This window comes from Hymenobacter sp., assembly GCF_036388155.1.
Taxonomy (GTDB): Bacteria; Bacteroidota; Bacteroidia; order Cytophagales; family Hymenobacteraceae; genus Hymenobacter.
Genome location: NZ_DASVSI010000129.1, coordinates 1 through 12,573, shown reverse-complemented (window position 1 = coordinate 12,573; position 12,573 = coordinate 1). Strand labels below are relative to the sequence as shown.

General features: G+C 60.0%; 12 protein-coding genes. 3 read left to right on the top strand and 9 right to left on the bottom strand.

The annotated features are described in order from the left end of the window. Positions 1 to 8: 8 nt before the first annotated feature. The 9 genes from rimM to VF629_RS17815 form a co-directional block, all read right to left on the bottom strand. Positions 9 to 590, bottom strand: coding sequence for a ribosome maturation factor RimM (gene rimM, locus VF629_RS17855; RefSeq protein WP_331059856.1), 582 nt, complete (start codon positions 588 to 590; stop codon positions 9 to 11). An 87-nt stretch (positions 591 to 677) separates the two neighbouring features. After that, positions 678 to 1,226 carry a 30S ribosomal protein S16 gene (locus VF629_RS17850; protein ID WP_331059855.1) on the bottom strand — a complete coding sequence of 183 codons (549 nt, stop codon included), beginning with the start codon at positions 1,224 to 1,226 and terminating at the stop codon, positions 678 to 680. Positions 1,227 to 1,360: 134 nt separating this feature from the next. Then, entirely contained in the window at positions 1,361 to 1,798 is a 438-nt protein-coding gene (locus VF629_RS17845; RefSeq protein ID WP_331059854.1) for a DUF2846 domain-containing protein, read from the bottom strand. 98 nt (positions 1,799 to 1,896) lie between these two features. Further along, positions 1,897 to 2,685 (bottom strand): acyl-CoA desaturase, encoded by a 789-nt coding sequence (locus VF629_RS17840; protein WP_331059853.1) that lies wholly within the window; start codon positions 2,683 to 2,685, stop codon positions 1,897 to 1,899. A 208-nt stretch (positions 2,686 to 2,893) separates the two neighbouring features. Next, positions 2,894 to 3,616 carry an RluA family pseudouridine synthase gene (locus VF629_RS17835; protein ID WP_331059852.1) on the bottom strand — a complete coding sequence of 241 codons (723 nt, stop codon included), beginning with the start codon at positions 3,614 to 3,616 and terminating at the stop codon, positions 2,894 to 2,896. A 165-nt stretch (positions 3,617 to 3,781) separates the two neighbouring features. Beyond that, entirely contained in the window at positions 3,782 to 4,075 is a 294-nt protein-coding gene (locus tag VF629_RS17830) for a hypothetical protein (protein WP_331059851.1), read from the bottom strand. 9 nt (positions 4,076 to 4,084) lie between these two features. Then, entirely contained in the window at positions 4,085 to 4,900 is an 816-nt protein-coding gene (panB, locus tag VF629_RS17825) for a 3-methyl-2-oxobutanoate hydroxymethyltransferase (RefSeq protein ID WP_331059850.1), read from the bottom strand. 184 nt (positions 4,901 to 5,084) lie between these two features. Beyond that, complete coding sequence (locus tag VF629_RS17820) at positions 5,085 to 5,438, bottom strand: hypothetical protein (protein WP_331059849.1); 354 nt, start codon at positions 5,436 to 5,438, stop codon at positions 5,085 to 5,087. Positions 5,439 to 5,568: 130 nt separating this feature from the next. Continuing rightward, positions 5,569 to 8,748 (bottom strand): putative LPS assembly protein LptD, encoded by a 3,180-nt coding sequence (locus VF629_RS17815; protein WP_331059848.1) that lies wholly within the window; start codon positions 8,746 to 8,748, stop codon positions 5,569 to 5,571. A 247-nt stretch (positions 8,749 to 8,995) separates the two neighbouring features. Between VF629_RS17815 and VF629_RS17810 the strand changes: the two genes are divergently transcribed. From VF629_RS17810 to VF629_RS17800, 3 genes are all read left to right on the top strand, one after another. Continuing rightward, complete coding sequence (locus VF629_RS17810) at positions 8,996 to 9,688, top strand: N-acetylmuramoyl-L-alanine amidase (protein ID WP_331059923.1); 693 nt, start codon at positions 8,996 to 8,998, stop codon at positions 9,686 to 9,688. Positions 9,689 to 9,806: 118 nt separating this feature from the next. Further along, positions 9,807 to 10,820 (top strand): MlaD family protein, encoded by a 1,014-nt coding sequence (locus VF629_RS17805; RefSeq protein ID WP_331059847.1) that lies wholly within the window; start codon positions 9,807 to 9,809, stop codon positions 10,818 to 10,820. Positions 10,821 to 11,006: 186 nt separating this feature from the next. After that, on the top strand, positions 11,007 to 12,573 hold a 1,567-nt coding region (locus VF629_RS17800; protein ID WP_331059846.1), incomplete at its 3' end, for an acyl-CoA carboxylase subunit beta.

Genomic DNA, 12,573 nt, shown 5'->3' with positions numbered 1-12,573 from the left:
GCGCTACTTTACGCCTCGTCAAATTCATCGGGCTCGTCTTTATCCCGGGAGGAGGGCTTCAGGTACACGTCGAGCAGGCCCTCGGGCAGGTTTACGTGCACTTGTTTTTTCTCGTGGTCGGCGTGGCTCACCAGCTCATCGACCACCGGAATGAGGACTTCCTGGCCCTGGTAGCGCATGGCGAGCATGTCTTGCTGCGGCAATTCGTAGAAATTTTCCACGGTGCCTAACTCACCCAAGGTTTCATCAACTACGGTGAACCCGATGACGTCGTGAAAGTAGAATTGGTCTTCTGCCAACTCTGGCAGCTGGGTGAGCGGCAAGTGCAACTGGGAGCCCCGCAATGGTTCGGCGTCTTCAATGCGGTCGACGCCGCGCAGCTTGAGCAGCACGCGCGAATTCGCCTGCGGCTGCACCTTTTCCACCTGGTGTTCCACCAGCTTGGTGGGGGCGCTGGCCAAGGTCAGGTAAACCGTTTTGAGCTTTTGGTAGGCCGTGGCGTCGTCCACGTCGAAATGGGCCACTACGTGGCCGCGCAGGCCGTGGGTCTTAATGATGTAGCCGAGCTGATAGGTTTCGTCGAGAAGCATGGGATGGGCGTAACGAAAAAAAGTTTGGGGGTTGCCAGCCAGTCCGGCCCACAACCCCCAAACCCTTTCGGTTTAAAAACCTAAAAACTACTCTGCAGCCTCCGTGGTGGCTTCGGCTTCGGCCGGGGCTTCGGTGGCCTCGTCGGCTGCCGGAGCGGGCGCGTTAGCAGCCAGCAAAGCAGCGGCTTTCTGACGCTGAGCCTCCGAGCGAGCTTCTTTCACTTTGGTTTCAGCAGCGAAGGCAGCCTTGCGGGCTTCTTCTTTCGCGTCAACCAAGCCAGTGCGCTTGCCTTCGATTTTGGCGTCTTTCTCGCTCTTCCAAGCATTGAAACGCTCGTCGGCAACCTCCTGAGTGATGGCGCCCTTGTCAACACCCAACTGCAGGTGACGACGGTAGAGCACGCCGCGGTAGCTGAGCATGGCCCGAACGGTGTCGGTGGGCTGAGCACCGGTCATCATCCAGTAAAACGCGCGGTCGGCGTCGTAGTTGATGGTGGCGGGGTTGGTGTTGGGGTTGTAGGTGCCAAGTTTCTCGATGAAACGACCGTCGCGGGGCGAGCGGGAGTCGGCTACTACGATGTCGTAAGTCGCGGCCTTTTTGCGGCCACGGCGGGCGAGGCGGATTTTAACTGCCATAAACCGGTGGGGTTTTGTGCGACGCAGCTCGTGCGTCTGATGAATATTTCCCGAAATTGGGAGTGCAAAGGTAGCGTTTGTTCAGGGCATTAGCTAGCGCAAGCCCGAAAATAAAAGCTGCCCGCACGGGCCTTCTACTTGCTGGCGGCCTGCTGGCAGTTGTCGGCCGTGAGTTTTTCCATGTCGCGCTTGGCGGTGTTTTCGGTTACCTCCGAAAGCTCCATGCGTGCCCGGGTGAAACTGGTTTTGATGTCGCCGCGAACGTAGTATTTGCGTCCGGCTTCAACGGTCAGTTCCAAGCCGGTTTCTTTTTTGAATACTTCCACGCCGCCATTCTTGGCCATGATGTTGAGCTTGCCGGGTTTTGCCTGGTACTCAATGTACCGCTCGTTGCTCAGCTTGCAAATTTTCTGGTCATTCACATAAACCGCATAATTAGCCAGCGCGCCCATAAACTGGCCGCCGCGGTAGATGTAGATAGTGGCCGTTTCCTCGGCCGGGGGAACTGGGCGAAATGCAAAGGAAAGGGCGCCGAAGAGGACAACGGCAAGCATGCGTACCAAATTTTTCATAAAAAAGAAAAAGAAAAAAGGGAGAGAAAAGATAATGCCGTAAATGAACGACAAAACTTCTCTCTCCCCCAACTTTCTCTTTTAATAGCGGCTTCCTGCTATGCCGCCATGGCTTCGCGCTTGGGCTTGGCCAGCTTGGAAATGGCGTTCAGGTTCATGTTTTTGCGCTTCACCTTGATGATGCCCACTTTGTCCAGGCCCCAAATGGCCACGTAGGTGGGGTCAAACTCCCACCATTTCACGCCGAAGTTGACGCGCATGGGCAGCTTGTGGTGGTTGTTCTGGAACAGTTCGCCAAAAGCCAAGAAATCGAGGGCCAGCGTGTTGCGGGATTTGTCGCGGTTGTCAAAGTTCTGGTAGCCGTATTTGTGGCCACCCCAGTTCACGATGGCGCCGTGGATGGGGCCCATCAGGAAGTGGATGGGTAGCAACAGGTACTGCCACCACGCGGTGGCGAAGTTAATGTAGAACAGCACGTAGGCCGTGCCCCAGCCGACGCGGGAGTACACGGTACCGCCGAACTTGTCAAGCCAGTTCCACTCCGGAATGTCGCCTTCAAAACGCTTGGCGCCTTCGTGCTCGTTGTTCACCACGTCGTTGTAGATGACTTTGGTCTTCCACATCATGTCGAACGCGTTGTTCGAGAAGTGCGGCGAGTGTGGGTCCAGCTCGGTGTCGGAGTAGGCGTGGTGCATGCGGTGCAGCAGCGCGTAGGCCCGCGGCGAGAGGAAGCTGCTGCCCTGGCAGATGTAGGTAAACAGGAAGAAGAACTTCTCCCAGAACTTGTTCATCGTGAACATTTTGTGCGCCGCATAGCGGTGCAGGTAAAATGTCTGCGTGAACAGAGACAAGTAGTAATGGGCAACGAAAAAAATCAGAATAGCCATAGCGAACTGCAAACGTGAACTGCCCGCACAAGCAAAAAGCCTGGGGTAAGGTTCAGAAGTGGTAACGCAAAATTACGGCCAGCGGGCAGGCTGGCGAATCTTTAGGGCCAATAAGGCCAAAATGTTGCACCTGGCCTTGCCCGGCAGCCGTTTCTCCAGTGAGTATCGGGTGGCCCTACTTCCAGCAGGGAGGCGGGAGTGACGCGAGTTACTGGTGGGGCTGATTGTAGAGCTCGCGGGCGGCGTCCCAGTGCGGGGCATCGGGCAAGGGTGCCACAAAGGTCATGGCCTCTTTGGTGACGGGATGCTGCAGCTTCAACTGGCGGGCGTGCAGGGCAATACTTACGTCGGGCAGGGGTGCGATGAAGCCGTACTTGACGTCGCCCACGATGGGAGTGCCCAGGCCGGTGGCCAACTGCGTCCGAATTTGGTGGGGCCGGCCGGTTACGGGGTTTACCTGGAGCAAGTAGCGGTTGCCGGCTTGGCCCAGCAATTCGTAGTGCAGCTCGGAGCGCAGGCCTTGCGAATGCTTTTCGGAATAGGCCTTGGTCACGTTCCGGATGGTGTCTTTCACCAGCCAATGCACGAGGGTACCGCTTTCGGGCACGGGCGGGCGGCCGGTGAGGGCCCAGTACGTTTTGCTCATCAAGTTGTCGCGAAACATCTCGTTGAGGCGGCTCAGGGCTTTGCTGGTCTTGGCCAGCACCACGATGCCGCTCACGGGCCGGTCGATGCGGTGGCACACGCCCACAAAGGCTTCGCCGGGCTTCTTGTATTTGAAGCGCAGGTATTCTGCTGCTTTCTTGGAGAGGGGCTCGTCGCCGGTGGCGTCGCCCTGCACGAGCAGGCCGGCGGGCTTGTTGATGACGAGGAGATGATTGTCTTCAAACAGAATTTCTCTGCCTTCGGACCAGATATTGGGACGATTCACGCGGCGGGTGCGGGCGGGATAGGAAATGGCAGCAGGAGGGGGCCAGGGCCCACCAGGGGGCTTCCGCACGACATCAGACCACACACACCGGGCGCTCCGCTCTTGCTCTTCTGACGGCGAAGATACGAAGCTGAGCGAGAGTGTGGGGCCGGTGATTGCCGCAGGCTATCTGGCGCGTACTGCATGGTCCACAATGACCGAAAACAGCCAGTAATTGGCCAAAGCCATCGGCACAACAGTGTACAGCAGAAAAGAGGGGCGCTTTTGCTGGCGCAGGAGCTTGTAAACCAGAAACAGCGTGGCCCCGATGAACACCGCCGGCAGTTGCATGCCGGTTGCCAAAAACAGCCACTTCGGTGGGGGAATGGAAGCGTAGTAGCGCAGCAGAAAAAGCAGCAAGTTGGCGGCCGTGCAGAGAAAGAGAACTGCGCTGGGCTTGTGCAACGAGCGGTTTGGCACGGCTGGCACTTAGTAGCCTTCCTCTTTGCTGGGGAATTCGCGGCTCTTCACGTCGGCCACGTAGTGTTGTACGGCCTCGGTCATGATGTCGTGCAGCTCGGCGTAGCGGCGCAGAAAGCGCGGCTTGAATTCTTTGGTGAGGCCCAGCATGTCGTGCACCACCAGTACTTGCCCGTCCACGTCGCGGCCGGCACCGATGCCGATGACGGGAATGCTGAGCTCCTCGGCCACTTGCTTGGCCAGGGCCGCGGGAATTTTCTCCAGCACGAGGCCAAAGCAGCCAATTTCTTGGAGCAGCCGGGCGTCTTCGAGCAGCTTTTGGGCTTCGGCTTCTTCCTTGGCGCGCACGGTGTAAGTGCCGAATTTGTAGATGCTTTGGGGCGTGAGGCCCAGGTGGCCCATCACCGGGATGCCGGCCGTGAGAATGCGAATGATGCTGTCCTTTACTTCGGCGCCGCCTTCCAGCTTCACGCCGTGGCCGCCGCTTTCTTTCATGATGCGGATGGCCGACTGCAGCGCCACCGACGAATTGCCCTGATAAGAGCCAAAGGGCATGTCGACCACCACAAAGGCCCGCTTCACGGCGCGAACTACCCCTTGGGCGTGGTAAATGATTTGGTCGAGCGTGATGGGAAGGGTGGTTTCGTGGCCGGCCATGACGTTAGAGGCCGAATCGCCCACCAGCAGCACATCGATGCCCGCGCCGTCGAGGATTTGGGCCATCGAGTAGTCGTAGGCCGTGAGCATGGAGATTTTTTCCCCCCGCTGCTTCATGGCCAGCATTTGGTGGGTGGTGACGAGTTTAATTTCCTTGTGCTGGGACATGGGGCGAGGAGGGCGGAATTGCGGGGTTAAGCGCCGCTTGGCGGGGCAAAGCTGGCAACAATTTCTTTATCCCGCGCCGCACTGGCCCAAAAAAGCCTCCTGCGCTTGCCTAACGCAACAGCAAGCCATTTAGCAGCATGACCGAATTGCAGCTGAAGGAACCCTTAACGCCGCTTGCCCAAGCCTAAGCGACGTTCCCGGAGAGCGCCGTTGTGGGGGTGCGGCACGTGCAGGTAGGCGCTTGCATGGCGAGCAATGCCGGCAGTTGCGAAGCGTCCGTGATGAAGAGCACGGGCGTGGGAGCGGCCGGCCCGGCTTGGAGCGCGGCGGAAAGGGCTCCCAAGTCGAGGCTGCCGCGCAAAGGGCAGCTCAGCACCACCAAATCGGGGAAAATGAGGCGAGCGGCCTTGAGGGTGGCGTCGCCGCGGGCCTCCACGGTTACGACCTCGTGGCCAGCTTCGCGCAGATGGTGCTCAAAAAAAGCGGTCTGCTGAACAGAGTCAGCAGCAAGTAAAACGCGCAGAAAAGAAGTGTTCATGAGAGTAGGGTAGGCAGCGAAGAGGTTTATAAAGAAACTACTTCAACTGTCCCATTTACCGTCATTAACGTTCAACCCAGTCCTGCGCCCCGCCAGTGATGCCCGGCACCCATTGAACGTCGGCTACGGCCTACTGCAATTGGGTATAGCGGTTGCGGTTGAGCTTCAAATCCTGCAGCAGGCTGCTCTTGGCCGCGATGGTGAAGGTGTAGCCCTTGGTGATGCCGAAGGGAATCCAGGTGCCGTTGATTTGCCAGCAGTGGAGGTCGCGCGAGAAAGTGATGTTGGGGTAGGTCACCGTTTTCTGCACGAAGTCGTAGCCCAGGTTGTAGCTGAGCTGCATGTTCTCGGTGAGTTTTACCGAGCCCGTGCCCCCGATGCTGTTGACGGCCAAGATGGGCGGGCGCCGGTCGGTGTTTCGCCGCGGAATAGGGTTGGTGGTGTAGCCGGCCGAATACGTGAGGGCCAACTGCCAGGGAATGTCAAAATCCACATAGTCGGCGTAGTAATTCGGGAGACCTACGGTGCCTAGCGTGGGGTCGTTGGTGGGGGCCACGGGGCGGGGCACCACGCTGCGGCGCTTGCCGGTGGTGGGGTTGAACGCGTAGTTGGCTTGCAGGCTGGCGGTGCTCAGGCGGGCCAACCGTCCGGGGCTGGCTTTGAAGAGGTACTCGTTGATGCGTTGGCCTTGGCTGTCGCGCTGGTAGGGGTCGAACTGCGCGTTGGCGTTCAAGCTCAGTTTTTGGGCTACCTGGGTGTTGAACTGAACCGTTAGCGGAGTCAGCTTGAAGGAAGGCGCCGCGAAGTCGTAGCCAATGCCAAAGTTGAGGCCGTCAATCAGGCTTACCTTCTTGAACGGGTTGAGGCCGGTGGAGTCGTTGGGGTCGCGCACCTTCATTTCCACCGCGTTTTGCAGGGTGAAGGAAATTTGATTCTGCTCCGGCCCGCCGGGCGTGCCGAAGAGGAAGTTGTTGTAGCTGTTGAAAATGTATCGGTTCAAGGCATCCTGGCTCTCAATTGGCCGGCCGAAAACATCAGTCAGGCCGCGCAGGTTTACTTGCTGAAACACGTCGTTACGGCCAGTGCCGGCCTTGGTAAAGTCTGGCGAGTAACTGTAGTTGATGCTCGGCGTGGCCTTGTGGCGAATTGCCTGAATTTTTCGGTTGCCTTTGCGCACAATGGTGCCGTAGAAAGCGGTGTTGAGGCTGGCGCCGTAGCGGTGGCTAAACGCCCGGTAAAAACCATAAGTAGTGTCGATGCGCACGGCCTGTGCCACTGGACTGAACTCGTAATTCAGGCGCTGGCCATACCATACCTCGTCGTACGACACCGAAGGGTTGAATTTGAAATGCTGCGCCAGCGTGTAAGAGCCCAGGCCAATGCCGAAGGTGTGCTGCGCGCCGTTGCGGCCGTTACGTAACAAGCGGCCAATGTTGTTAAAATTGAAGGGGATGGTGGTGGCGGCCGAGCCGCCCAGCAGCGGCAAGCCGTTGTCGAGGGTACGGGCGGCCACGGTGTTCTTCACCTCGTTGCTGGCCCGCACGTTGTAGCTCAGCGTGATTTGCTCGTAAAAGTTGGTGCCGAACTTGCCGCCCTGCCCTGGCTTGACGCCAAACCACTGGTAGGGATACTGCCGGGCCACGCCCAGGCTCAGGTCGGGCAGGGTGAAGGCCATGGAGCCGTCGGCGCCCTGGCTTTGCTGCAGCCGGATGTCGTACTGAATGGGCGAATTCCGAATTTGCTTGGAGTAGCTGACGCTGGAGTTGAACTGCGCCGTGAGGTAGCGCCGGGCGTCGAGGCTGTTGATTTTGTTGAAGCTGCTGGTGCCGGCGTTCACGCTGGCCGAGAAGCGCCCGCCGCCGGGCTTGGGCGTGGGCGTGTGATTCCACGTCACCCAGAAGGAGTTGGCGTCAGGTGGGCGGATGTAGAGCGGACTGGTGCTGAGGGCGTCGCTGGCTACGGTGGGGGCAGTGGGCCGGTTCGTAAAGCGGAAGTTGAAATTGCCCTGGAAGGTGTAGCGTTTCAGGTACGACACGTCGGCCGTGGCGCCGAAGCCGCCCAGCGTTTGGGCGTTGCCGGCGTAGATGTCGCCCGTGAGGCGCACGCCGATGTAGTCGTTCGGGGCGAAGTAGTAGCCGCCGTTGGTGAGGAAGTAGCCACGGTCGGCGGCCTGCCCAAACGTGGGGATGATGACGCCCGACCCCCGGCTTTTGGTGGGCGTGGGGAAGAAACCAAACAGAAAGCCCAGCGGCGTAGGCACGTCGCCAATCACCAAATTGAAGGGGCCCGTGACCACCTTATCGCCCGGAATGACCTTCATTTTCTTGGCTTGAATGAAGAAGTGCGGGTGCTCCAGGTTGCAGGTGGTGTAGCGGCCCATGAGGCCGTTGATGTCGCCGTTGGGCAGGCGCTTGATGACCTGAGCCCCCACGTAGCCCTCGCCCTGGGTGGTCACGGCCTCGGTCACTTTGGCCTTTTTACTCTTGAAGTTGTAGGCAATGCTGCCGGCCGTGTACAGGCCGCCCTTGTCTTTGAGCACGGGGCGCTGGTCCAACCGGTTTCTTACCGAGTCTTGGCGGCCGTTGGCGGTCATGGTGTTTTTGCCATAATCCACCGTGATGACGGCCGCTTTCAGGTCCGTGTCGCCGTAGGTCACGCTGGCCTTGTCGTAGAGCCGCGCCACTTTCTGGGTCACGTCAAACTGAATTGAGTCCTTGGCCGTGTAGTTGATGGTGGTTTCTATCTGGCCGCGGCGCCGGGCGGCGAGCTGCAACGAGTCGCCGCTGCGGGTCACGCCGTTCACCAGGCTGGTGCTGTCGGTGGGTATGGTGCCGGGCAGCCGCGCGCCACCGGGCGCCAGGGTGTCGGGCACGGGCTTTTGCGAGGCGCCGGGAATGCGGGGCTGGCCGGAGTTCTGCACGCCGGGCGGGGGCGGCCCCACGGGGTCGCGCGGGTCGGGCGAGATGTAGCGGACCGGCGGGGTAGGGGCGCTGCCGGGGCGCTGGCCGGGCTTGGCGGTGCGCACGGGGCGCGGAGCCGGGCGGGTACTGCCGGTATCGGGCCGGGCCGCGGGGCCGAGGCGGCCGGGCGGTGCCGTGGCCGTGGGGTTGGCCTGGCGGGCTTTGGTGGTTTTTGCCTTCTTTTTGGGCTTGGCCGGCGTCACCGTCTGGCTCCAAGCCGAGCCGGCAAGAGCCAGCAGCAGCGACACAAGAAGCCCTGCCTGGCCCACACGGACCCAAAAACGACCCGCGAGGTGCGGCGTCGACGCCCCAAAATCAGCGGCAGAGAGAAAGCCAAACCAAGCAGGCAAAGTATTATAGGGGTTAAATCGTTTACTTTTGGGGCTTCTACAAAGGTAGCAGGTCGCTACCGCCCCTTCAACGAACGACGTGCGGATTATTGTCATCCTGGCCAGTGCGGCCTTGCTCCTGTTGGGCGCCGGAAGCGGGGAGTGGAAAGCCGAGGCACAAACCACGCCCGATTCCACTCAGTTCGCGCCCGATTCAGCTTCTTCGGCTGCGAATTCATCGGCTGCGAATTCTCCTTACCGCTACCGCTTGCGCACCGTGGTGCTCGACGCCGGCCACGGCGGCAAAGACCGGGGCTGCGCCGGAGCCAGCGCCCGCGAAGCCGACGTGGCCCTGAGCCTGGTGCTGGCCCTGGGCCGCCAGATTCAGGAAAACATGCCCGACGTAAAGGTGATTTACACCCGCAAAACCAACGTGTTTGTGGAACTGGGCGAGCGGGCCGCCATTGCCAACCGCAACAAGGCCGACCTTTTCATTTCCATCCATTGCAACGCCGGCCCCAGCCAAAGCCACGGCACCGAAGTCTGGACCATGGGCCTGCACAAAACCACCGCCAACCTGGGCGTGGCCCAGCGCGAAAACTCGGTTATTCTGCAGGAAAAGGACTACCAGAAGCGCTACAACGGCTTCGACCCCAACTCGCCCCAGAGCCACATTATGTTTTCGCTGTTTCAGTCGGCGTACATCACCAACAGCCTGCGCTTTGCCCAGCAGATAGACCGGCAGCTGCGCACCAGCGTGAAGCGGCCCAGCCGCGGCGTAAAGCAGGCCGGCTTTATTGTGCTCTGGAAATCCACCATGCCTTCGGTGCTCATCGAGTCGGGCTTCCTCACCAACCCTGCCGAAGAGCGTTACCTCAACAACAAAGCCAACCAGTCGTATATGGCTGCAGGTATCTACCGCGCCTTTCGCGAATACAAGCGCGAACTGGAGGGTGGCTGACGGGCGCCTGAGTTGAGCGACTGCCACCGGGCAATGCAATCTGTTGCCCGCGTTCTCCCGTACCGTCCTTTGGTTGTGCCCCTGCTACCCCATTCTCCCACTCACTCATCCGCTCCTCGTGTCTAAAGAAATAAAAGTTGGGCTTCTGGCCCTGGTAGCCATCGCCGCGCTCGTCATCGGCTATAATTTTCTGCGCGGCAGCAACATCCTGTCTTCCGACAACACCTACTACGCCACCTACCCCGACGTGGATGGGCTGAATGTGGGCGCGCCCGTCATCCTGAACGGCATCAAAGTGGGGCAGGTAAAAAACCTCGAACTGCAGCCCGAAAAAGCCAATGCCGTGCGCGTGGCGCTGGAGATGAGCAAAGAAATTGCCTTGGGCGACTCCACGGTGGCCAGCCTGGGCGGCTCGCTGCTGGGTTCCAAAACCATCACCCTTAGCTTAGGTCGCAACAGCAAGCAGTTTAGCGGCGGCGAGGAGCTAAAAACCGTGTCGGCGTCGGGTATTGCCGGCCTGGCCACTGCCCTTCAAGCCCGCGCCCTGCCCGTGCTCACCAGCCTCGACTCCACGCTGCGCCACGTGAACGGCATCATCAACAAAGACGCCGAAACCAACATCCAAGGCACGCTGCGCAGCGCCCGCGGCAGCAGCGAAGCCCTGCAAAAGCTCATCGTCGACAACCAGCGCAATATCAATCAGATTACCCGCAACCTGGCCCAGATGAGCTCGGCGCTGAACAAGACCACGGCCAAGCTCGACCGCATTGCTGTGAACTTCTCGGAGCTGACCGACTCGTTGAAAGAAGCGCCCGTGGGCCCGGCCTTGCGCCGCCTCAACGCCACCATGGCCGAAGCCCAAACCACCGTGGCCGGCCTCAACCGCGCCATCAACGACAAAAACGGGTCGATGGGCAAGCTGCTCAGCGACTCTACGCTCTACAACAACTTGGCTGCCACCACGGCCAGCTCCAACGAGTTGCTGGTCGATTTCAAAGCCAACCCCAAGCGCTACGTGCACTTCTCGGTGTTTGGGGGCGGGGGCAGCAAGAAAAAAACCGAAGTGGAAACCACTACGACCAAGCCCAACGGCGCTAAAACCGATACCGAAATCAAAACGACGGTGAAGTAGCGCGCACTGTGTAGTTCACGTCCCCGCGCCGTTAGAGTCGTTCGGGTTTCCGCTAGGGACGCGAACTACACAGTGCGCGTTACTTCGCGCCACAGTTCGTGCTGTAAACTCCCCGTACCTTTGAAATCCGCCTCCGGGCGGATTTTTTTGTGCCAATCCTCCCAAAAGCCCACCACCATTCCTCTTATGAACGTCGAGTTCAACCGCAACGAAGACCAACTCAAGCAGCTCAGCGTCAATCTCGCCCAAAAGCTCCAACGCGTAGCCCTCGGCGGCGGCCCGAAGCGCATCGAAGCCCACAAGGCCAAGGGCAAGCTCACCGCCCGCGAGCGGATTGACTACTTGCTGGATAAGGGCGCGGCGCAGGTGGAAATCGGCGCTTTCGCAGGTGAGGGCATGTATAAGGAGGAGGGAGGTTGCCCCGGCGGCGGCGTGGTCGTCGTCATGGGCTACGTGGCCGGGCGGCAGTGCGTGGTGGTGGCCAACGACGCCACCGTGAAGGCCGGCGCGTGGTTTCCCATCACCGCCAAAAAGAACCTGCGGGCCCAGGAAATCAGCATCGAAAACAAGCTGCCCATCATCTATCTCGTGGACTCGGCGGGCGTGTACCTGCCGATGCAGGATGAGATTTTTCCGGATAAGGAGCACTTCGGCCGCATCTTCCGCAACAACGCGGTGATGAGCAGCATGGGCATCGTGCAGATTTCGGCCATCATGGGGCCTTGCGTGGCCGGTGGGGCGTATTTGCCCATCATGTCCGATGAGGCCATGATTGTGAACGGCACGGGCTCAGTGTTCCTGGCCGGCTCTTATCTGGTGAAGTCGGCTATTGGCGAAACCATTGACAACGAGGCGCTGGGCGGCGCGAGCATGCATTCCGAAATCTCGGGCGTTACTGATTACAAGTTCGATACCGACGAGGAGTGCCTCACGCACATCCGCAACATCTTCGACAAGATGGGCGGGCAGGCCACGGCCGGCTTCAGCCGCGTGGCTCCGGCCAAACCCGCGCAGGATGAGCAGGAAATCTACGGCCTGCTGCCGTCGGACCGCGTGAAGCCCTATGACATGATGGACATCATCAACCGGCTGGTGGATAACTCCGAATTTGAGCCCTACAAGGACCTGTATGGCCAGACGCTCATCTGCGGGCTGGCGCGTATTGATGGCTGGGCAGTGGGCATTGTGGCCAACCAGCGCAAAATCGTGAAGAGCAAGAAAACCGGCATGCAGATGGGCGGCGTCATCTACTCCGATTCGGCCGACAAGGCGGCGCGCTTCATCATGAACTGCAACCAGAAGCGCATTCCGCTGGTGTTTCTGCACGACGTGTCGGGCTTCATGGTGGGCAGCCAATCTGAGCAGGGCGGCATCATCAAAGACGGCGCCAAGATGGTGAATGCCATGAGCAACTCGGTGGTGCCCAAATTCACGGTCATCGTAGGCAACAGCTACGGGGCCGGCAACTACGCCATGTGCGGCAAGGCCTACGACCCGCGCCTCATCGTGGCCTGGCCCACCGCCCAACTAGCGGTAATGAGCGGCGCCGCGGCGGCCAATACCCTCCTGCAAATCCAAGTGGCCAGCCTCAAAGCCAAGGGCGAAGTCATTACCCCCGAAGCCGAAAAGGAGTTGCTCGACCGCATCAAGGCCCGCTACGAGGAGCAGCTCTCGCCCTACTACGCGGCGGCCCGCCTCTGGGTCGATGCCGTGATTGACCCGCTGGAAACCCGCAAGGTGCTTTCGGAAGGCA

Coding starts and splice junctions, on each gene's coding strand:
- VF629_RS17845 (WP_331059854.1), bottom strand. CDS start 1,798: ATGAAAAATTTGGTACGCATGCTTGCCGTTGTCCTCTTCGGCGCCCTT.
- VF629_RS17850 (WP_331059855.1), bottom strand. CDS start 1,226: ATGGCAGTTAAAATCCGCCTCGCCCGCCGTGGCCGCAAAAAGGCCGCG.
- panB (WP_331059850.1), bottom strand. CDS start 4,900: ATGTCCCAGCACAAGGAAATTAAACTCGTCACCACCCACCAAATGCTG.
- rimM (WP_331059856.1), bottom strand. CDS start 590: ATGCTTCTCGACGAAACCTATCAGCTCGGCTACATCATTAAGACCCAC.
- VF629_RS17820 (WP_331059849.1), bottom strand. CDS start 5,438: ATGAACACTTCTTTTCTGCGCGTTTTACTTGCTGCTGACTCTGTTCAG.
- VF629_RS17840 (WP_331059853.1), bottom strand. CDS start 2,685: ATGGCTATTCTGATTTTTTTCGTTGCCCATTACTACTTGTCTCTGTTC.